Here is a 20,848-nt window from a genome sequence, read left to right as displayed (position 1 = left end):
ACATGAGCAGCAATGATTTCTACGCGATAATCCCGGCCGGAGGGGTCGGCACGAGACTTTGGCCCTTGAGCCGCAGGAACCGGCCCAAGTTCCTGTACGATCTGCTGGGTTCGGGGCAGACTCTGATTCAGTCCACCTATGAGCGTCTCGCGCGGGTTTGTAGTGAGAAACATGTGGTCGTCAGCACCGGTGAGGCGCATGTCGATTCGGTACGTGAACAGCTTCCCTCATTGCGGGAAGATGGTATTTTCGCAGAGCCGGTGGCGCGTGATTCCACGGCGGCCATCGCATTGGCGACCGCGGTTCTTGCGCGTAGACACGGATCGCGGATTGTCGTGGGATCATTTGCGGCCGATCATGTCATCCGAGACAACGACGCCTTTGCCGAATGCGTCAGACAGGCTGCAGCGGCGGCCAGACACGGATACATCACCACAATAGGTATCGCCGCATCCCGGCCTTCCACGGCCTTCGGCTATATCCACCAGGGGCATTCCCTAGCCGGTGAGATTCCGGATGCACCAAGCGCCCGCATAGTGCGGTCCTTCGTGGAGAAACCGGATTCATCCACCGCCCAAGCCTATCTGCAGACGGGCGAATACCGTTGGAATGCCGGCATGTTCGTGATGCGAGCCGATGTGTTGCTCGACAGCCTCAAGCAATATCAGCCTGATCTCTTTTCGGCGATCTCCGCGATTGCCGATGCATGGGACCAGGGCGAGGAATGCAGGAAGCAGGCACTCAGGCAGCATTGGTACGGTCTGGAGAAAATCGCCTTCGATTACGCGATAGCCGAACCGTTGTCCGCCGACGGTGGCGTCGCCGTGGTCCCCGGAGGTTTCGGGTGGGACGATATCGGCGATTTCAACTCTTTGGCCGCGTTGCTGCCCAGTTACAACCGGCAGAACATCAAAATCCTCGGCAATCAGGACGATGTGGTCTTTCTTGACAGCGCCGGAGACATCGTCGCCGCCCAAGCGGGCCGAACGGTCGCTTTGCTGGGTGTTGACGACATGGTGGTTATCGACACGCCCGATGCCCTTCTGGTCGCACCTCGTGCGCGCAGCCAGGAAGTGAAGAACATGGTCACGAAACTGTCCGGCCTCGGACGCGACGCCGTCCTCTGACAAATCGCCTACTGGTCAGGTACTGCCCAGTAGGCGATTATTGGCGTGATTCAGGGAAACCCCACGTCTTGAAGCGTTGTTGTCTAGGCGGTGCGTTCGTGACATCGACAGATAAAATATGACAACGTATGTCGGCTGACAAGAAGCGCAGTTGCATACCAGTCAGGAGCAATTGACCTTATAGAGAATCGAATCCTGGTTGTCGCCAGTGATATCTCCATAATTTTTTGTCAATTGTAGAGCACCAGTGTCGAGATAGTGACTGATGAGCTGTCGGTCGTGGAAAACATCATACTGCGCTCTGAAAGGGAAGGACTGGAGGCTTTGCGCTTGAGGGCCAAGCGTGAGGAAATATGCATGGTGCTGAGGTGTGATGGAGCAGAAGGTTCGTATGAGCTTTTCGGGATCTCCTGATGCAAAAGATTGCTGAGCCTCAGTGAATATGGCCCCATTTCGAGTACTTTTGGCGTTCATAATCGGGTATAGCACATTTGCTCCGAACATTGTGCCGGCGTACATGGAGCCATTCATCGGATCCGATACGATGGCCGACTCAGTGCCGGTTTGTCTGACGACATCCTGCAGAACTTGGTATTTTTCGTTGGTGAGTTGTTCTGTCAGGTCGGCTTTATTCAGATTGGCGGATTCATCGATACGTGAACTCAGCGAATTGCGCGAGGCTGCGTTTATCTGAGCCCCACCGCAAACCGTGACAAGCAAGATAGCACTCACGACGACAAGAGCCACGCTGTGTGGCACGGGTCTGACACGCACGTCTTGGCTGTTCAGGTTCCGAGTTGGGTGATGATCTGGGACGACATTCCCTTCGTGTTTATACGCATCCGGCGCCTGGTGGTCGTGGGCTGCAATAGCAGCCGTCATCGCGTCGAATCCGGCAGCTATCACAGGAACCGTGACCAACGGAAGCATTGCGATTATACGGTTCTCATCACGGTACCAAGGCGCGGAAATCAGATTCGCCCAGGCTCCCGTAGCGACTACTGTGGCGACGTAAACCATGCTGAGAAAAGTCACATTCATGAGCAATGCGATGTTGTTTGCCTTATCTTTGCCTGAGGCTGACAGCATAAGTGCGCTGATCGCGCACACGACGAATAATAACGCGAAGCAAATACTCGCTGGTGTATCCATCGCATCGGAGAGAATGGTCCAGATAGCCTGCCAGAGGGTTTTGCTTGGGCGGTGACTGTGAAACCAAGAAGCCGGATCGCCGAGGCGACTGGAGGTTTCGGTCAACAGCACCAACGCGATATAAGCGGATGCGCCAGCCAAAATGGTGCCTACGCCTATGATGGCAATTTTTCTAGGGAGTCGGAACACCATAAAAGTCGCTATCAGCAGAGCAAAGCTGAATGCGATGCGGGGATGAGAAAGCAGTAGCAGGCAACCGACGGCAAGCAACTCGATTAGACGCGCACCGGTGTTAATGAACGAAGGTGTCCGTGCGCTTAGTGCATCGAAGAGTCTTAAGGTGAAGTACAGACCTAGTGGGAGCAGGGAAGTTCCTAGCCCGAAAGCAATTAGTGGTCCATTGGTGAGCATTCCGAAAGGATGGCTCGCAGAGGAAACGGAGAGAACCGGAATCGTCAGCAGCAGCAACCGGTAGAACCATGTCAGAGGATTACGGTGTAGTGCGGCAGATCGCAGATTTCTCATGAAGTAGTTGCACCACATCAACATACCCAGTGGAAATATGAATCCGGAAGTGAGTATCCAGACAATATTGAATGAGGCGAACACAGAGAGGGACAAGCCGAATACTGCGCATAATTGTTGTAACGTATAAGCGAATATGTGGAATAGAGGAGGATAGAAGTCTCCATTGGGCCACAGGCTCGTTACGCTTTTCCAGCCTTCTGAACCGAGTTTGTGTATGAAGTAGTAGTGGGCGGCGGAATCACTGCTCTCAATCGGCAAATGCCAGATGTTTTGAGGAAACCACGTGATGACTATGCACAATGCCAGAATAAGCCCGGCCGCGCCGAAGAGCGTGTTGTAGAGGTGAAATCCCCTGGAATGCGAACCGATTTCGATGGTCTGTTTATTCTGCGTGTGCTCTGTCCCGAGGGTGGTGGCTACTGGCTGTGTCATTACCTTCTCTTTCGTCCCCTGCTTCAGTGCTGTTATGTAGTCTCCGGTTCAGGTCATAGGAAAAAGCATATTGCATATTTCATGTGCGTGCTGTGGATACTGGACGAGACCTGATATCCAATCTATCGTCGCCAGTGAAGGCCGCATCAGGTCGTGAAGGTCTGGTTTCGCTGTTGGATTCGCGGCTGGCAGGAATTGTGTACATCTGTCCTCTTTTGTGAGTAACTTGATACTTGGTATTGGACGACGCGGGTCCTGACGCAACTATGGGGTTCGCACCGTTTTACACATGTAGTGACGAAAGGACCGCAAATGGCCATCAACCCTCCTATTGATGCGACGAAGACCCCTGCGTGGAGTGCGTTGCAGCAGCATTTCAATGATCTGCAGAGCGAAGGCATAGATCTGCGTGCGTGGTTCGCGCAGGATGCAGACCGTACGAACAAACTCACCTTCGAGGCGGGAGACCTGCATTTTGATCTGTCGAAGAACCTCATCAAGCCAGAGACGCTTGACCTCTTCGCTCAGCTTGCCAAGGACGTGAAGCTTGATGAGCGTATCAAGCAGATGTACAGCGGCGTCCACATCAACAACACCGAGGATCGCGCCGTGCTGCATACCGCACTGCGTCGTCCGGTCGAGGATGAAGGCAAGTACATCGTCGACGGTCAGGATGTCGTCAAGGATGTCCGCGAGACCCTGGACCGTATCTATGCGTTCGCCGACAAGGTCCGCTCCGGCGAGTGGACCGGCGTCACCGGCAAGAAGATCGAGACCGTCGTCAACATCGGTATCGGTGGTTCCGATTTGGGCCCGGTTATGGCGTATGAAGCATTGAAGCCGTATGCGGATGCCGGAATCAGCGCACGGTACATCTCCAACATCGACCCCAACGACCTGGCCGAGAAGACCAAGGGACTCGACCCTGAGACCACACTGTTCATCATCGTTTCCAAGACCTTCACGACTCTGGAGACCCTGACCAACGCACGCGAGGCCAAGGCATGGCTGCTCGAAGAGCTGCGCGCGCAGCACGCGATCGACGAATCCGACGAGAAGAGCGCGGAAGCAATCAAGAAGCACTTCATCGCCGTCTCCACCGCTTTGGACAAGGTCGAGGCCTTCGGCATCGATCCCCAGAACGCCTTCGGCTTCTGGAACTGGGTCGGCGGCCGCTATTCGGTCGAGTCCGCGGTGGGCACATCTCTGGTCATCGTTTTCGGACCCGCACGTTTCGAAGAGTTCCTGCACGGATTCCATGAAATCGACGAGTACTTCGCCAACACGCCTTTCGAGAAGAACGTCGTTGCACTGATGGGTCTGATGAACGTCTGGTATGTCAACTTCTTCGGTGCGCATTCCCACGCAGTGCTGCCGTACGACCAGTATCTGCATCGTTTTGCGGCATACCTGCAGCAGCTGACGATGGAATCGAACGGCAAGTCCGTTCGCTGGGACGGTACTCCCGTCACGACGCAGACCGGTGAGATTTTCTGGGGAGAGCCCGGAACCAACGGCCAGCATGCCTTCTACCAGCTCATCCATCAGGGCACTCGCCTGATTCCGGCGGATTTCATCGCATTCGCGAACACCCCGAATCCCGTCAAGGATGGCGATCAGGATGTGCATGAGCTCTTCCTCGCCAACTATTTCGCGCAGACCAAGGCCTTGGCATTCGGCAAGACCGCTGACGAGGTTCGTGCGGAAGGCACCGCCGAAGCTATCGTTCCGGCCCGTGTATTCACCGGCAACCGCCCCACCACGTCGATTCTCGGTGAGGCCTTGACGCCATTCGCCCTCGGTGAGCTGATTGCTCTCTACGAGCACATCACCTTCGTCGAAGGCACCGTCTGGGGCCTGGATTCATACGATCAGTGGGGGGTGGAGCTGGGCAAGGTGCTTGCCAAGCAGATCACCCCGGCCATCTCTCAGGATGACGCGGCTCTGGCTCAGCAGGATCAGTCCACCCAGGGACTGATCAACTTCTACAGGGCTCATCGCCTGTAGATCTGTGCATGGGCATTAGGAGATAACTGCTTCACAAGGGCGGTATTTGCGGGAGATTGTGACCCAATACCGTCCTTGTGAAGCAGTTTGCGCATATGCGGATACTCTGCTCCGGGCTTCTTCATGCTTGCGATGGCGAGATTTCTCAAGGAAGGAATGGGGTTGGCCGACGAATACCGCATAATGGTGTTCTTTTTGGGGATTGTGGAGTAGACTTGTGCGTTGCTGTGCCGGAATGTGCGTCGCCGCATAGATGCTCATTCCCAGTGTCCAGCCTGCCGGGGCTTCGATGTTCCCGATACAGGCGGATCGGTAGGCTCCCGATGGCAAACCGGAGGGAACAGATGTTGGGTGTGGCCGTCACATACGGTTCGCCCGCTTACACATGCCGGTATGCGGCGGTTATGGAGGAACAGCATGAGTGCTATTCAGAATTTTGAAGCGAAGCAGTTGAAGCCCGCGGAGTCGATTCCCGATTTCCGTCCTGGTGACACCGTTGAAGTCAACGTGAACATCAAGGAAGGCAACAACACCCGTATCCAGGCCTTCACCGGCGTGGTCATCGCCCGTTCGGGCGCAGGTCTTCGCGAGACCTTCGTCGTCCGCAAGGTGAGCTTCGGCGTCGGCATCGAGCGTCGGTTCCCGCTGCATTCCCCACAGATCGACTCCATCAAGTTGGTCCGCAAGGGTCGTGTACGCCGCGCCAAGCTGTACTACTTGCGTGATCTTCGCGGTAAGGCAGCACGTATCGCCGAGCGTCGCGACAACAAGGCCTGATGCAGATGATGGTGTGACTACTGCGTCGTTGAGTATGACCCGGAAGCTTTTCCAAGGCCTCCGGGTCATACTGTATCCGCTCCGTCATCCGCTCGTCTTCTGCTACCCTTATGTGCCGTAACCCTTGGCGCGCGAGATGCCGGTATCGTTCGACGATTGATTCTGGGCCCGGCGCACAGTCGTACACAGTAGCGACGAGTTGCCAGGCCTGGTAGGAACGTTGGATGCCGCTTTCCGTCTGGACTGCGGTATAGCGGTATTGAACACTTCAATGGCTGAAATGCAATTGATGAAAGGCAATGGCTGAAAAACAATTGCCGTAAGGCTTAGTAGAAATGCCATACCGAATGAGTGTGGAATATCGCAGTTGGTGTACCGTCGAAGGACGGATCGTCAGATTGCCGGTGCATAGTCCGGGCAAGGCAAAGGAGAGAGCATGCGTTCTGATGGCACTGGTGAGATCAGCACTGGGGAGAACAGCACTGGGGAGAGCCACACTGATGAGAACAGTGCATGGGCGAACGGTGCGGGGGAATATGGCACCCCGGTGAACAACACAGGACGGTACGGCTCGGATTCGACGGCGACGGTTAACGACAACGATGCCCGTATTTTCAGCGTCGCCGATTATGGTGTGAATCCTCAGCCCAAACCCGAGGAGGATTCCCGTCGGTCCGGGCGCAAGCGCAATCCGAATTCGATGCTGAGCTGGAGCGAAGTGTTGATCTGGTGCGGCATACCTATTCTCATCGTTCTTGTAGTCAGAACCTTCCTGTTCGGCTTCTACGTGATTCCTTCGGGCTCGATGCTCGACACGATACATGAGGGCGACCGCGTGGTCACCACACAGCTGATTCCGGGGATAGCCAAATTGCAGAGGGGGGATGTCATCGTATTCAAAGACCCCGCGCATTGGCTGAACAACGAGACGAAGACCTCCCTCGGTCAAAGCGAATATCTCATCAAAAGACTCATCGGTCTTCCTGGGGACACCGTGGCATGCGACGGTCCCGGATCGCCGGTCACCATCAACGGCGTGGCTGTTGACGAGAGCTCGTATATTCGTCCGGGCAGCGATCCGAGCATCATCTCCTTCAAAGTGAAAGTCAGTGCGGGCCATGTGTTCGTCCTGGGAGACAACCGAGGAAATTCCTCCGATTCGCGGTACCACCAGGACGACGGAGAGAGCGGCCTGGTTCCGACGAAGGATGTGGTGGGTGTAGGACTGGCGATCTATTGGCCGATCAAGAACATTTCCACCATGAGCGCCCACCATGAGGTATTCGCGTCCGTTCCTGACGAACAGACGCACACTGAGTGAAGGCGAACTGAGATTGTGACTCGCATAGTACCAACGTTGACGATGGAACAGGCGCTTGCCGCGCAGCACTATGACCTGATCGTGGGTTTGGACGAAGTGGGCAGGGGGGCCTTGGCCGGCCCTGTGATGGTCGGAGCCGTGGGCGTTCGCTCCACAAGGTTGGACAAGCTCGCAGTGACGCCGGGTGTGGCGGACTCGAAGTTGCTGAGCCCCAAGAAGCGCGAATCCATAGTCGAAGCGTTGGAAGCGTGGAGCGACGCCTGGGCTGTCGGAGAGGCGAGCAACGCTGAAATAGACGAATTCGGCATCATGCATGCCCTGGGAATGGCCGCGTTGAGAGGGGTCGCCAAACTGGAGTCGACATTGAGAGCAAATGACGAGGCGGACGGGCAACTGTCGATGTGCGCCATACTCGACGGCTCCTTTGACTACGTCTCCGCGGTCGTGGATTCCTTCGATGCCCCGGATCTGATGTATCCCATCGATGTCGTCACCATGGTCAAAGCCGACCAGCAGTGTGCAAGCGTGGCGTCCGCATCCGTAATCGCCAAAGTCACCAGGGACCGTGTGATGATGTCATTGGCGAAGCAGCCGTCATATGCGCCATATGGTTGGGAGAACAACAAGGGCTATGGTTCGGCGTCGCACCGTGAGACGATAGCCCGCATAGGGCCGAGCGACCTTCATCGTGTGAGCTGGCATCTCTGCTGACCTGCTATCCGCGATGCACCGTGTGCGCCGCGGAGGGCGGCTGATCCGATTCGGGACGTCTTTCCGGCGGCGCTCCGGTCATCTACCCTCACTCCCGGGTTCGCGGCAGGACCTATGTTTTTGAGTAGGCCGGCAGGCGTTGTGCGCCGGGGTTGACGGGCGAGGGTATGCTCGATGGTTGTCAGACTATGACGGGGGAGCGCGACGATGAGCGGCACGACGGGTGGCAACGGCAAGAAGCCGTCGATATTCGAAGTGGCCAAACGTGCCGGTGTGTCGCATCAGACTGTTTCAAGGGTGATCAACCACTCTCCCGATGTGGCCGCAGCCACACGCAGGAAGGTTCAGGAGGCCATTCGCAAGCTGGGATATCGTCCGAGCAGCTCGGCCCGTGCACTTGCCTCGCATCGTTCCCGCACTATCGGTCTCATCGCGGGCAATGGTCGTGACCCCGCCTCGATCACCATGCTGTCTGCTATTGAGGCTACGGCGAGAGCGAGAGGATTTTTCCTCAGCGTCACTTTCATCGATGAGGCAGGTGCGACCCGACGCGATTTTGATGAGGCCTGCGAGTGTCTGATATCGCAGAATGTGGAGGCCTGCATTATTCTGGCATCCACCGAGCTGCTGCTTGAATATGCCTGTGCCGTCAATATCTCTCCGCCAAGAGTCGTGGTGACCGCCACCCACGGTATCGGTGCGGCGGGGAAAAGCGCATTGCGCAGGCTTTCCGCCAGGAATGCCGCGGTGGTCGGCATCGACCAGTGGTCAGCCATCCATGAGGTCGCCGTCGCGGTGCACGGGATGGGGCACCGAAGCGCGTGGTACCTCGCCGGCCCGTCCCAGTGGCGTGATGCCGCCACGCGATTGCTGGCCTGGGAACGCTGCAGCGCCGAATACTCCATTGATTCGAGAACCATCAGGGCTCAGACCTGGAGTCCTATGGAGGCCTACGCTCGTATCAATCATTATCTGGAAGCGTATGGCGAGCGGGGAGGGAATCTGCCGACCGTCATCGTCACCGGAAACGACAACCAGGCGATTGGTGTCGCCAGGGCTTTGCACGAGCACAGCATTCGTATTCCGAAGGACGTCAGTCTGGTGGGCTTCGATGATATTCCGGCGGCGGACAGTCTGTATCCTCCTCTGTGCACCGTGAGGCCGCATCTCACCCAACTCGGCAGAGCCGCAGTGCAAGAGGCCCTGGCCTTGCTTGGGGTGATCATACGTCCTCCCGCACCGCGCAGCCATCATGGCGTGGATCTGATTCCGGCGACCTTCGTGCAGCGCAATTCATTGGGGCAGACGCCAAGGCGCTGAGAACGGCGGCGTTCATATTCGAGCCTTCGTGGGGCTGTGATACCGAGCAAACGGGTGGTGTGGATTCGTAAGATGTGTGAGATTACAGTGATGGCGATACAGTGGTGCTTTGAGATTGAGTCGAGTGCGAGGAGAGTGCGATGACATCCGTGTCGAAGACCGTTCTGGCTGATGGGACGAGTATTCCCCGGGTCGAGCTGCATCCGACGCGGCATCCACGAGTGGGCCGTGTTCCGATGACCTTCATCTACGCCTGAGGCGGGTACGAACATGGGAGTACGGAGAGGTCCAAGGAAGACGTCGCTTCGCTTCCGCGCAAGCTCGCCGATGGAGCGTGTGCTGGTCTTGGTGGTTGTCGCGGTCATCGTGGGCATCACCATCGGGGTGCTGCTTCCGGCGCTCAACGATGATGTCAAGACGGTCACCGGCGGGTACACCGCGACAGGCGACGCGGCGCAGACCCTGGAGACGCTGACCGTGAAGAACGACGACTATCGGAGCACGGGATATGACCGCAAACTGTTCGGATATCGGAGCACCGACACGGACGGCGATGGCTGTGATATTCGTGAGGATATTCTCGGCAGGGATCTCAAGGAGATTAGATTTTCGAGCAGCAAACCCTGTCAGGTGCAATCAGGTGTGCTGAACGACCCGTATACCGGCAAGACCATCTATTTCCTCCGTGGTGTGCAGACCAGCAGGGACGTGCAGATCGACCATGTGGTGGCATTGGAGAACGCCTGGAGGGCCGGGGCGAATACCTGGCCGAGCGCCAAACGCTACGAGTTCGGCAATGACCCTTACAACCTTCTGGCCGTGGACGGAGATGCGAACTCGGAGAAGGGGAGCTCATCGGCCGCGTATTGGCTGCCCGAACAGCATGGTTATCGCTGCGCCTATGTGTCAAGGCAGATAGGAGTGAAGGCCAAGTACTCCTTGAGCGTGACGACAGTGGAGAAGAAAGCCATGATAGCCGTGCTGCACTCCTGCCCTGGTCAGGCCGTGCCGAAGCAGTAGCGAAGGACCGTTGCGCCCTGCATTGGACGATGATGTCTGGCCAGAGTCAGATAACTGCATCACCAGGACAGCAACGTGGCAAGAATTCTCGGAAATGCTGTCCCTGTGATGCTGTTATCCGACCCAGATGATGTGATTCTGGCTTCAGTGCAGATGCATGGAGGGCATATGCACCGAGGGAATGTGCATGGAGGGTGCATGCACGATATGCATGCGACGCAATGCCCGTCGTGTCATATCCCTGCCGCTGCCTGCACCGTCGCCCTTCACCCCGAAGTATATGAGCAAGGCCATGATCAGACAGATTACGGCGGAAACACGCAGGGCCCACTGCACGCCGAACACGCTTGCCATGACCTGCGCGTCTTCAGCCTGACCCAGACTGTCGCGTCGCATGGTGGTGAACACTTCGAGGAGTATCACCAGAACGGGCGCACCGACGGCCCCGGCTATCTGACGTACCGTGTTGGTCACCGCCGAACCTGCGGACAGGTCCTTAGGCTCAAGACAGTTGAGCGACCATGTCGTGATGGGCATCAGCACGAAGCCCATGCCGACCTGACGCAGGAATTGGCATATCGAAATCCACCATATCCAGGTGTCCATGCTCACCAGACTCATGCCGATAGTTCCCAGCAGCAGGAGCCAGCTTCCCGTGATGGCGACGGGCCGTGCACCGAAACGGTCCAGAGCCCTGCCGCCAAAGAACTGTGCGATGGCCATACCGAAGGCACCAGGGAGCATGATCAGGCCGCTCATCGTCGCCGAGAAGCCGCGATCCGTCTGGATGTACAAGGGCATGATGACCATAATCGAGCTGAAGGCAAAGAAGGAGAGGGCCGCGCATATCGTACCGATGGTGAAGCGGGTGTTTTTCAGCACATCGAGATTCAGCAGCGGATTGCTCTTGTGAAACTGGCGGAAGACGAACCAGATGATGCCTATCAGACCAATGACCATCGGCAGCCAGGTTACGGGGCTCAATATGGAGTAGCTCTCGATATTCGTGAAACCGAACATCAGTCCGCCGAAACCGAAGATGGAGAGTGCGACGGAGAAGAAATCGGTGTTGGTGTTGGCATCGGTTTCGCTGAAATTGCGCAGGCCGAAAATCGAGGCCAGCAGGCAGAGCACGCCCAGAACGGCGAGCAGCAGGAAGATGGAACGCCAACCGGAGAAATCGGTCTGCCAACCACCCAGCGTCGGTCCTATGGCCGGGGCCACGCTCATGGCGATTCCGACCGTACCCATTGCCATTCCGCGTTTGGCAAGAGGGTAGATGGAGAATACGGTAATTTGCAGCACCGGCCACATCACGCCTGTGCCGACCGCTTCGAGCGTGCGCCCGGCGAGCACGAGCACGAAGGAATCGGACAACCAGCTGATGACGGACCCCAGAGTGAACACCACCATCGAGGTGATCACAATCTGCCTGGTCGAGAAGCGTTTGGTGAAGTATGCGGTGAGCGGGACCATGACGCCCATCACCAGCTGAAACACCGAGGTCAGCCATTGCCCGGTGGTGACCGATATGTGGAAATCCGAGATGATCGTCGGCAGTGCGCTGGTCAGCTGCAACTGGGTGAAGTTGCCCACGAAGGTAATCGTGGTGAGAATCGCTATGGACAGCAAGGCGGCATGTGAAAGTTTTCCGTTGACCATTGCCTCATCGCGACGTAATGCCGTTGTCCGTGCAACCAAAACGCTGCCCACCCGTCTTTCTGATATCCACCGTTGCCCATGAAAGCCCGTACCGGACAACCGAAACATTCTACGCCCACCTCTTTGCTCATAGATGATACCGAAGTCATGTGCACAGGAACAGCGCTAATTATCTGGTGATGCCGCGAAGCCGGCATGGCACGGGATGCACCGCCGATGTGTGGGGGATTTGTATGATGGTTGTGCACGACCGGTGAATGGTTCCAGGCATCTGATCCCAACAGCCCACATCCGGATGATGTCGAGGGGATGACGGCTGGCGTTTGTGGGCGGATTGCCGTGGTTCCGCCGTCGCCAAAGCCGTTACCGGATTCCGGTTCGATATGGAGAAGAGACGCCATGACCGTTGATATGACCTGGCTGCAGCTGGTGCTGCTGTGCGTAGTCCTTCTTGTGCTGGCGGCGACTCTGGGCAGAGTCTGCTTTCTTGCAGGGCGTCGCGGAGAACACCGCAGATTCGAGGAAATGCGACGCACCCAGCATTCGATATTCGACGATTCGGTGTCCGTCACCGAGGTCGAACAGGGGCTGATAGAGGTGATGCCCGACGCGGTGATGATCGTCAACGGCCGGGCGCAGATACGCTATTGCAGCCCTGGAGCAAAGGCTCTGGGCCTTGTCTCGGGGGAGTCGTTGAACTCGCCTGAAATCAGCGACATTCTGTCACGGTCGGTTTCCGACGGGCTGGTGAGGGAACGCGAGCTGGAGGTCCCTGTGCCCAAGGCCGCAGGCGTCGGACTCGCGCAGAGCGATGCCTACGGGCAGGCATCGGGTCGCGGGCTGAAGGCGGGGACCGCGCTGCCGAGCGGGAAGCTGTTTTTACGTGTGCGCTCGGGCATGATCGCCCGGAATCTGTATGCGGTTCTTATCCGAGATGTGAGCGAGCAGCGAAGTTTCGAGGAGATGCGCAGGGATTTCGTCACCAATGTCTCGCATGAACTGAAAACACCTGCAGGGGCGATATCGTTGCTCGCCGAGACCGTTCACGATGCGGCTGACGATCCTCAGGCTGTCCGGTATTTCAGCTCGAGGATATCCAAGGAATCCGAACGCTTGACGGAGCTTGTCGGCAGATTGATAGACCTGCAGAAGGCGCAGGACGAGGAACGACACCCGGATGACATCGAGAAGGTCAACGTGCCGGACCTCGTCAGAGAGGCGGCAGGGGAGAATCAGGTGCAGGCCGAGGCGAAGCACATCGAGCTGTATCTGTCCATCGATGGCAGGCAAATAGACTTGGGAGACCCGTGGCCGTCCGGTCTGACTCCCGAGCAGGTTCTTGTTTCCGTGAATCGTGATGCGCTGAAGACCGCGGTGAAGAACCTCATCGAGAACGCCGTCAGATATTCATCCGAGCACACCAGGGTGGTCATCGGAGTGTCGGTAGTCGATGAATCGGTGATTCTCCGCGTGGTGGACCAGGGCATCGGCATCCCCCAGGAGGCTCTTGGCAGGATTTTCGAGCGCTTCTATCGAGTTGACCCTGCAAGATCGCGGGCCACCGGGGGCACCGGTCTCGGACTGAGTATCGTGAAGCATTGCGTGGAGGAGTGCGGGGGCACCATTTCGGTGTGGTCGCGCGAAGGGGAAGGGTCCACGTTCACGATCACGTTGCCGCTTGCTCATTGATGCTTGGGTGTTGGGTATGGTAAAGAATTGCATAGGCGAATGTCACCGGTGCGTTGGGGGTCCTGAACCGGTGGTCCAGACAGGCAGTACAAACAGAAGGAATGAATCTGCATGACTCGCATTCTTATTGTCGAAGATGAAGAATCATATAGGGAACCCTTGGTGTATCAGCTCAATCGCGAGGGGTATGAGGTTTCCGCTGCTGCGACGGGGGAGGAAGGTCTCGATGTCTTCACGCGTGGCGGTGTGGACTTGGTGCTGCTGGACCTGATGCTTCCCGGTATCGACGGGACGGCCTTGTGCAGGCGTATTCGTGAACAGTCCCGCGTGCCGATCATCATGTTGACCGCGAAGGGCACCGAAATCGACAAAGTCGTCGGTTTGGAGCTGGGAGCGGATGATTACGTGACCAAACCCTATTCCTTCCGGGAACTGCTCGCTCGCATCAGAGCGGTGCTCAGACGCAACAAGGTCACGGAATCCGAAGACGGCGGCAATGCCTCGGACGACACTCCACTGGTATGTGGGAAGATATCGATGCTCGTCGGAGAGCACGCGGTCACGATAGACGGTGAAAGCGTGTTCTTCCCTCTCAAGGAATTCGAATTGCTTGAATACCTGATGCAGAACAAGGGCAGGGTGCTGACAAGACATCAGCTGATAGACCGCATATGGGGATCGGATTATGTGGGGGACACCAAAACCCTCGATGTTCACGTCAAACGTGTGCGTTCGAAGATCGAAGAGGACACCTCCCATCCGCGATATCTCACCACCGTGCGCGGCCTCGGCTACAAAATAGACGATCCCGTTCAGATTCGATAGGTGCTCCAGGTCCCCGATGTGCTTTCCGGCGCAATGCCGGCAGTCGCATCGGGGGCTTCGCATATCGCTTCCCGGAGCTTTCCTGTTTCGACAATCTCAAAGCGGGATCTCTTGGTGAGCTCTCGGCAAGCCCATGCCGGGTTCGCTGCCGTAGCCTCCGCACTGAGGGGCGTTGGAGAGGGAGAAGAAATCAATCCCTGTTCATCTTCCGTTCATCCTAGGGGGCTGTTTCGGCTCTCGGTTGACCATAGAGTAGAAGCTGTCATGAATAACAGTGTGCCGTGTTGATGACATGCGCCGCCTAGGGGCTGCGCGAACACCAAAGAGAAAGACACACAGGCGGATTGCCGCCTATGGATGATAGAGGAAAGAACTTATGCGCAAGAATGTGTTGATCCGTTCCGTTGCTGCGGTTTCCGGCCTGGTAATGATGGCTTCGCTCGCAGCATGCGGCGACAATACCAGCTCAACCGCAGAAGACACCAGCTCAAGCAGTGCCGCGGTGCAGATCTCGGGCGAATTCGCTGGAGCAGGCGCTTCGTCACAGCAGAGTGCCGTCGAAGCATGGCAGGCGGGCTTCGAAGCCAAGCAGCCGAATGCAAAAATCTCGTATGATCCTTCAGGTTCAGGAGCCGGTGTGAGCACCTTCCTGACCGGTTCAACCGCTTGGGCGGGATCAGACGCTTCACTTACCGCGGATCAGGTCGCACAGTCCAAGTCGGTCTGCGCCTCCGGAACCGCTTTCGATGTTCCCGTGTACATCTCCCCGATTGCAATCGTCTACAACCTCAAGTCCGCAGGACTGAACGGTGAAAGCAAGCACGTCAACCTTGATGGCGAAACCATCGCCAAGATCTTCGACGGCAAGATCACCAAGTGGGACGACGACGCGATCAAGACTCAGAACCCCAAGCTGGACCTTCCCGATCTCGCGATCACCGTCGTGCACCGTTCGGACAAGTCCGGTACCACGAAGAACTTCCTGAGCTATGTCAAGGACACCGCCGGAAGCGCATGGAACTACGATGTGGAAGAGACCTGGCCCAACCAGGTCGGTCAGGGCGCCAAGGGAACTTCGGGCGTCATCTCGACCGTCACCCAGGCAGAAGGCACCATCGGCTACGCCGACGCCTCGCAGGTCGGCTCGCTCGGAAGCGTTGCAGTCAAGGTCGGCGAGAAGTACGTCGCCTACTCGGCGGATGCAGCGGCTAAGGTCGTCGACGCTTCGCCTAAGGACAGCACTGCAACCGAGAAGAACCGCGTGGTCATCAAGCTCGACCACAACACCACGGAAGCAGGAGCCTACCCGGTGGTGCTCGTCTCCTACGACATCGCCTGCCCTGCATACAAGGACACCAAGAACGCCGAGTTCGCCAAGCAGTGGCTGACCTACGTGGTGAGCGAAGAAGGCCAGAAGACCGCAGCACAGACCGCGGGAAGCGCTCCTATGTCCGCCTCGCTGCGCGCTGAGGTCATGAAGTCCATCAACGCCATCTCCACCAAGTGAGCGTAAAGAACACCATCTGAGGCAACAAGGATGTCAGACAGAGCCCGCGTCGCAGACGACAAGCAACACATCGTCCGTGGCGCGGGTATTTGCCGAATCAGGGCGCATTCACGGAAATTCATCCGTTTGCCTATTAGAGTAGACGGCATGAGACGATTGCGTTCGGCATGACCCGAGTGAAGGAGAACGTGTGAGTTCGCAAACAGCAGTTGCCGAACACAGCAGTTCAGGCAAGACGACGGACAAGGTATTCAAAGGCATAGCCGTTGGGGCGGGTATTCTTATCCTCGTGGCTCTAGGGGCCGTGACATTATTCCTGCTGATGCGTGCGTTGCCGATGATTACCGGCGATCAGCAGGAGAATAAAGAGACCATAGCGTCCTTCACCGGTGGGCAGGCCACGAACTTCCTGCAGTATGTGGGTCCACTGGTATTCGGAACGGTATTGGTTTCGGCACTGGCATTGCTGCTCGCATTTCCGGTTTCGGTGGGTATAGCGCTGTTCATTTCTCACTACGCACCCAAGAAGCTTTCGACGGCGCTGAGCTATGTGGTGGACCTGCTCGCCGCCATCCCCTCCGTAGTCTACGGCCTGTGGGGTGGTCTGGTGCTGGTACCCCATATCACGGGGTTCTGGACGTGGGTCGCCAAGTATCTGGGTTGGATACCGCTGTTCAAAGGGCCGGTCGCCAATCCTTCGAGAACGGTGGCAACGGTGGCTGTGGTGCTTGCAGTGATGATTCTGCCGATCATCACATCGGTGTCCAGGGATATTTTCGTCCAGGCACCCAGGCTGCAGCAGGAGGCGGCCCTCGCGATGGGTGCCACCAAATGGGAGATGATTCGTCTCGCGGTAATCCCCTTTGGGCGATCCGGCATCGTATCCGCTTCGATGCTCGGCCTGGGACGGGCCTTGGGCGAGACGATGGCCGTGTTGATGATTCTCTCCCCGGGACTCGGCTACTCCTTCAACATTCTTCAAGCTTCCAAGAACCAGACGATTGCAGCGAATATCGCGGCTCAGTTCCCCGAAGCCAATGAATTGGGTGTCTCAACATTGATTGCCACAGGTCTGGTGCTCTTCCTCATCACCTTCCTGGTCAATTTCCTAGCCCGTAGAATCACCGAGAAAGCGTCAGCCTGATGTCAGATACCATCTCTTCAAATACTGCTGCGCCAGTCGACGACAATATGCCTTCGATTGATTTCGATAAGTTCAAACCGACCAGATCGTCGCTCGCCGCCAGAAAACGTAAAGACGTGGCGATGCGCGTGCTTATCGTTCTGGCCTTCTTCGTAGCGTTGATTCCGCTGATCTCTCTGCTCTGGACCACGATTTCCTCAGGTGTGGCAAGACTGAATCTGAATTTCCTGACGTACAACATGTCAGGAGTGGTCGGCGGCAATCCCACGCCGAGCGGCGGCTATGGCGGCATTCTGCATGCGATCATCGGCACGCTGCTGATCACCCTGGGCGCGATGGTGATTTCCATTCCGATTGGTCTGATGTGCGCGGTCTACCTGGTCGAATACTCCAACAACGGCAAACTCGCCAAATCCATTGCCCTGCTCGTCGATGTGATGAGCGGCATCCCCTCAATAGTCGCAGGCCTGTTCGCGTTCTCGCTCTTCGCGCTGCTTGGCGGACCCGGAACGGTGAACGGCTTCGTGGGTTCGGTGGCGGCTGTCGTTGCTGATGATTCCAACCGTCGTGAAAACCTCCGAGGAAATGCTCAAGATTGTTCCTGGAGATTTGCGAGAGGCTGCTTACGCGCTCGGTGTCACCAAGCAGAGGACCATTACCAAAATCGTGCTCCGCACGGCTTTGCCCGGCATCGTTTCCGGCGTCATCCTCTCGATAGCCAGGGTCATCGGCGAAACGGCACCTCTGCTCATCGCCTCGGGATTCATACCTTCGACGAACCTCAATCTCTTCAGCGGGCGTATGACCACCTTGCCTGTATACGTATACAACGAATACTCGCAGGGTCTGGCCACGTGTTCCGCCGCCGCGCTGAAGGCCAACCCCCCGTGCCTTCCGGGTATTCGCATGGAACGAGCCTGGGCAGCGGCGCTGATGCTGATTCTTATCGTGCTGGTGTTGAACCTCATCGGACGACTGGTGGCGAAGGTATTCGCGGTTAAGACACAAGACTGAAGGACCAAGGCGCAAGGCTTGGAAAGGAAATAATCACATGGGACAACGCATTGATGTCAACCACTTGAACGTGTACTACGGCGACTTCCTCGCTGTGGAGGACGTCAACATGGCGGTTGAACCAAACAAGGTGACTGCGTTCATCGGTCCGTCCGGTTGCGGAAAATCCACCGTGCTCAGGACCCTGGACCGTATGCACGAGATCATCCCCGGCGCATACGTCAAGGGAGAGGTGCTGCTTGAAGGGCAGAATCTCTACGCTTCGGATGTGGACCCGGTATCCGTGCGCAGGGATGTCGGCATGGTGTTTCAAAGGGCCAATCCATTCCCCACGATGTCCATCCGAGAGAACGTTCTCGCAGGTGTGCGTCTGAACAACAAGAAGATCAAGCAATCGGATGCTGACGATCTGGTCGAGTGGGCGCTGAGAGGCGCAAACCTCTGGGCCGAGGTCAAGGACCGTCTGGATAAGCCCGGTATCGGCCTTTCCGGTGGACAGCAGCAACGACTCTGCATAGCCAGAGCAGTCGCCGTCCATCCTCAGGTTCTGCTGATGGACGAGCCGTGCTCGGCACTCGACCCAATCTCGACGCTTGCCGTCGAGGACCTGATCAACGAGCTGAAGAAGGAATACACGATTGTCATCGTGACCCACAACATGCAACAGGCCGCACGTGTGTCCGACTACACGGCCTTCTTCAATCTGCGTGCGGTGGGGGAGCCCGGCCATCTGGTCGAGATGAACGACACGAACAAGATTTTCTCGAATCCTGATGAGGAAGACACCGAAAGGTACATCTCCGGCCGTTTCGGATGATCCCTCGGCAAGCGGCAGGCTGCAATTGGCATCGGGGCGTGGCTCACATCTGTTGTGTGTGCCACGCCCCGATTGCCGTTTACGGCAGTCAAATCCGGCCCTTATGCCAAACAATGACGTTTGTGTAGGGATTGCCGTGTTGCCACGATTATTAGCTGTTGCAATGTCGCCAAATACCTGGTGCCGCAACCGATGTTTCCCCGAAAATCCCTACACAATCGAGTGACACCAGACCTGTGACCTGATTCACATCCTGTGCAGAACACGAAACATACACAAGACCTATACGGGTGCTATGCTCTCCCTTGTTCAATCCATATCTAATCTGTGTCAAATTTTGTAAGGGGAAAGAAGAGTATGGAGAAGTTCTTCAAATTAAAGGAGAACGGCACAACTGTCTCTACCGAGGTTGTGGCTGGTATTACGACGTTCTTCGCGATGGCTTACATCATCGTGGTGAACCCGGGAGTGCTTTCGAGCACCGGAATGCCTTGGGGCGCTGTGTTCCTGGCAACCATCATCGCCGCCATCATCGGCACGCTCATCATGGGTCTGTTCGCCAACGTGCCATACGCTCTGGCTCCTGGCATGGGGCTGAACGCCTTCTTCACCTTCACCGTGGTGAAGGGTCTCGGCTTCAGCTGGCAAGAGACCTTGTGCATGGTGTTCATCTGCGGTCTCATCAATGTGGTCATCACGGCCACCAAGCTGCGGAAGATGATTATCCGCTCGATTCCTCCCATGCTGCAGCACGCCATCGGCGGCGGCATCGGTATCTTCATCGCCTACGTGGGTCTGCTCAACGTCGGCATCATCCAGTTCAGCCCTGACAAGACGGCCGCTGCCGGTGCGAATCCGGGTCTGGCAACCTTCAACAAGCCCGCTATCGTTCTGTTCCTCATCGGCTTGCTGATTTCCATCTTCTTCCTCGTGTTCAAGTTCAACGGCAAGCTGTCCTTCCTCAACAAGGGCGGTTTCGTGATCGCCATAGCGATCACCACCCTCATCGGCATCCCGCTGGGCGTTACTTCAATGGCTCATACAACAGGTCTTGGCGAGTCGTTCAGCCAGTTGCCTCAGACCGTTCTGGCGATATTCAGCGATCAGGGATTCCCCGCGCTGTTCTCCGATCCGGCCAAGCTGCCATTGGTGCTGGTCACGATTTTCGCCTTCTCGCTTTCTGATACCTTCGACACCATCGGTACCTTCGTGGGCACCGGGCGTCGTTCGGGCATCTTCTCCGAGCAGGATGAGAAGGAACTCGAATCAGGCAAGGGCTTCAGCTCCAAGATGGACAAGGCGCTGTTCGCCGATGCCACTGCGACGTCAATCGGTTCGCTGCTCGGCACGTCGAACACCACCACGTATGTGGAGTCCGCCGCAGGCATCGCCGCTGGTGGTCGTACCGGTCTGACCTCCGTTGTGGTGTCCATCTGCTTCGCCATCAGCGCCGTGCTGGCACCTGTGGTCTCCGCCATTCCTTCGGCGGCAACCGCTCCAGTGCTGGTGCTCGTGGGCTGCATGATGCTCAGCTCCTTCAGGGAAATCTCCTGGGAGGACATCACTGCCGCCATTCCAGCGTTCTTCGCTGCTGTGTTCATGGCCTTCTCGTACTCCATCTCCTATGGCATCGCCGCAGGTTTCATCACCTACTGCCTGACCATGACCTTCAAGCGCAAAGCCAAGGACGTGCATCCGATCATCTGGGGTGTATCCGCATTGTTCGTTCTCGACTTCGTTCTCCAAGCCGTGCTCTGACAGGAGCATAGGCCGGGTTACACTCGTCCCGTCACTG

General features: G+C 57.0%; 15 protein-coding genes and 1 pseudogene. 14 read left to right on the top strand and 2 right to left on the bottom strand.

The genetic code is table 11. The annotated features are described in order from the left end of the window. Window positions 1–2 precede the first annotated feature (2 nt). Entirely contained in the window at window positions 3–1,127 is a 1,125-nt protein-coding gene (locus DB51_RS08280) for a mannose-1-phosphate guanylyltransferase (RefSeq protein WP_034253180.1), read from the top strand. Between the two features lie 162 nt (window positions 1,128–1,289). On the opposite strand, the gene DB51_RS08275 is transcribed toward DB51_RS08280, so the two are convergent. Continuing rightward, a complete protein-coding gene (locus DB51_RS08275; protein WP_034253179.1) occupies window positions 1,290–3,239 on the bottom strand; it encodes a DUF6541 family protein in 1,950 nt (649 codons plus the stop codon). A 312-nt stretch (window positions 3,240–3,551) separates the two neighbouring features. Between DB51_RS08275 and pgi the strand changes: the two genes are divergently transcribed. From pgi to DB51_RS08245, 6 genes are all read left to right on the top strand, one after another. After that, window positions 3,552–5,246, top strand: a complete 1,695-nt coding sequence (gene pgi, locus DB51_RS08270) for a glucose-6-phosphate isomerase (protein WP_034253178.1) — start codon at window positions 3,552–3,554, stop codon at window positions 5,244–5,246. Window positions 5,247–5,663: 417 nt separating this feature from the next. Further along, entirely contained in the window at window positions 5,664–6,023 is a 360-nt protein-coding gene (gene rplS, locus DB51_RS08265) for a 50S ribosomal protein L19 (protein ID WP_034253176.1), read from the top strand. A gap of 700 nt (window positions 6,024–6,723) precedes the next feature. Continuing rightward, window positions 6,724–7,344 (top strand): signal peptidase I, encoded by a 621-nt coding sequence (gene lepB, locus DB51_RS08260; protein ID WP_034254376.1) that lies wholly within the window; start codon window positions 6,724–6,726, stop codon window positions 7,342–7,344. 12 nt (window positions 7,345–7,356) lie between these two features. Then, a complete protein-coding gene (gene rnhB, locus DB51_RS08255; RefSeq protein ID WP_238548364.1) occupies window positions 7,357–8,055 on the top strand; it encodes a ribonuclease HII in 699 nt (232 codons plus the stop codon). A gap of 207 nt (window positions 8,056–8,262) precedes the next feature. Then, window positions 8,263–9,375: a LacI family DNA-binding transcriptional regulator gene (locus tag DB51_RS08250; RefSeq protein WP_034253172.1), complete on the top strand. Its 1,113-nt coding sequence runs from the start codon at window positions 8,263–8,265 to the stop codon at window positions 9,373–9,375. Between the two features lie 270 nt (window positions 9,376–9,645). Further along, window positions 9,646–10,395, top strand: coding sequence for an HNH endonuclease family protein (locus DB51_RS08245; protein WP_034253170.1), 750 nt, complete (start codon window positions 9,646–9,648; stop codon window positions 10,393–10,395). Window positions 10,396–10,539: 144 nt separating this feature from the next. Here the strand turns inward: DB51_RS08245 and DB51_RS08240 are convergent, their stop codons facing one another. Beyond that, complete coding sequence (locus DB51_RS08240; protein ID WP_051867394.1) at window positions 10,540–12,057, bottom strand: MDR family MFS transporter; 1,518 nt, start codon at window positions 12,055–12,057, stop codon at window positions 10,540–10,542. Window positions 12,058–12,456: 399 nt separating this feature from the next. On the opposite strand from DB51_RS08240, the gene DB51_RS08235 reads away from it, so the two are divergent. From DB51_RS08235 to DB51_RS08205, 7 genes and pseudogenes are all read left to right on the top strand, one after another. Next, complete coding sequence (locus DB51_RS08235; protein WP_156958288.1) at window positions 12,457–13,746, top strand: sensor histidine kinase; 1,290 nt, start codon at window positions 12,457–12,459, stop codon at window positions 13,744–13,746. A gap of 111 nt (window positions 13,747–13,857) precedes the next feature. Further along, window positions 13,858–14,571, top strand: a complete 714-nt coding sequence (locus DB51_RS08230; RefSeq protein ID WP_034253166.1) for a response regulator transcription factor — start codon at window positions 13,858–13,860, stop codon at window positions 14,569–14,571. Between the two features lie 376 nt (window positions 14,572–14,947). Then, window positions 14,948–16,078: a phosphate ABC transporter substrate-binding protein PstS gene (locus DB51_RS08225; RefSeq protein ID WP_034253164.1), complete on the top strand. Its 1,131-nt coding sequence runs from the start codon at window positions 14,948–14,950 to the stop codon at window positions 16,076–16,078. Between the two features lie 190 nt (window positions 16,079–16,268). Then, complete coding sequence (gene pstC / locus DB51_RS08220; RefSeq protein WP_034253162.1) at window positions 16,269–17,222, top strand: phosphate ABC transporter permease subunit PstC; 954 nt, start codon at window positions 16,269–16,271, stop codon at window positions 17,220–17,222. Then, a pseudogene (pstA, locus tag DB51_RS08215) lies at window positions 17,222–18,236 on the top strand (phosphate ABC transporter permease PstA). Before pstC ends, pstA begins: the two are co-directional and overlap by 1 nt. 37 nt (window positions 18,237–18,273) lie before the next feature. Beyond that, on the top strand, window positions 18,274–19,053 hold the full coding sequence (gene pstB / locus DB51_RS08210) for a phosphate ABC transporter ATP-binding protein PstB (protein WP_034253159.1): 780 nt from the start codon (window positions 18,274–18,276) through the stop codon (window positions 19,051–19,053). Between the two features lie 357 nt (window positions 19,054–19,410). Beyond that, window positions 19,411–20,811, top strand: coding sequence for an NCS2 family permease (locus DB51_RS08205; RefSeq protein ID WP_034253157.1), 1,401 nt, complete (start codon window positions 19,411–19,413; stop codon window positions 20,809–20,811). Window positions 20,812–20,848 lie beyond the last annotated feature (37 nt).

Origin of the sequence: Bifidobacterium crudilactis (assembly GCF_000738005.1) — a bacterium.
Classification (GTDB): domain Bacteria; phylum Actinomycetota; class Actinomycetes; order Actinomycetales; family Bifidobacteriaceae; genus Bombiscardovia; species Bombiscardovia crudilactis.
This window is presented reverse-complemented; position numbering and strand designations above follow the sequence as displayed.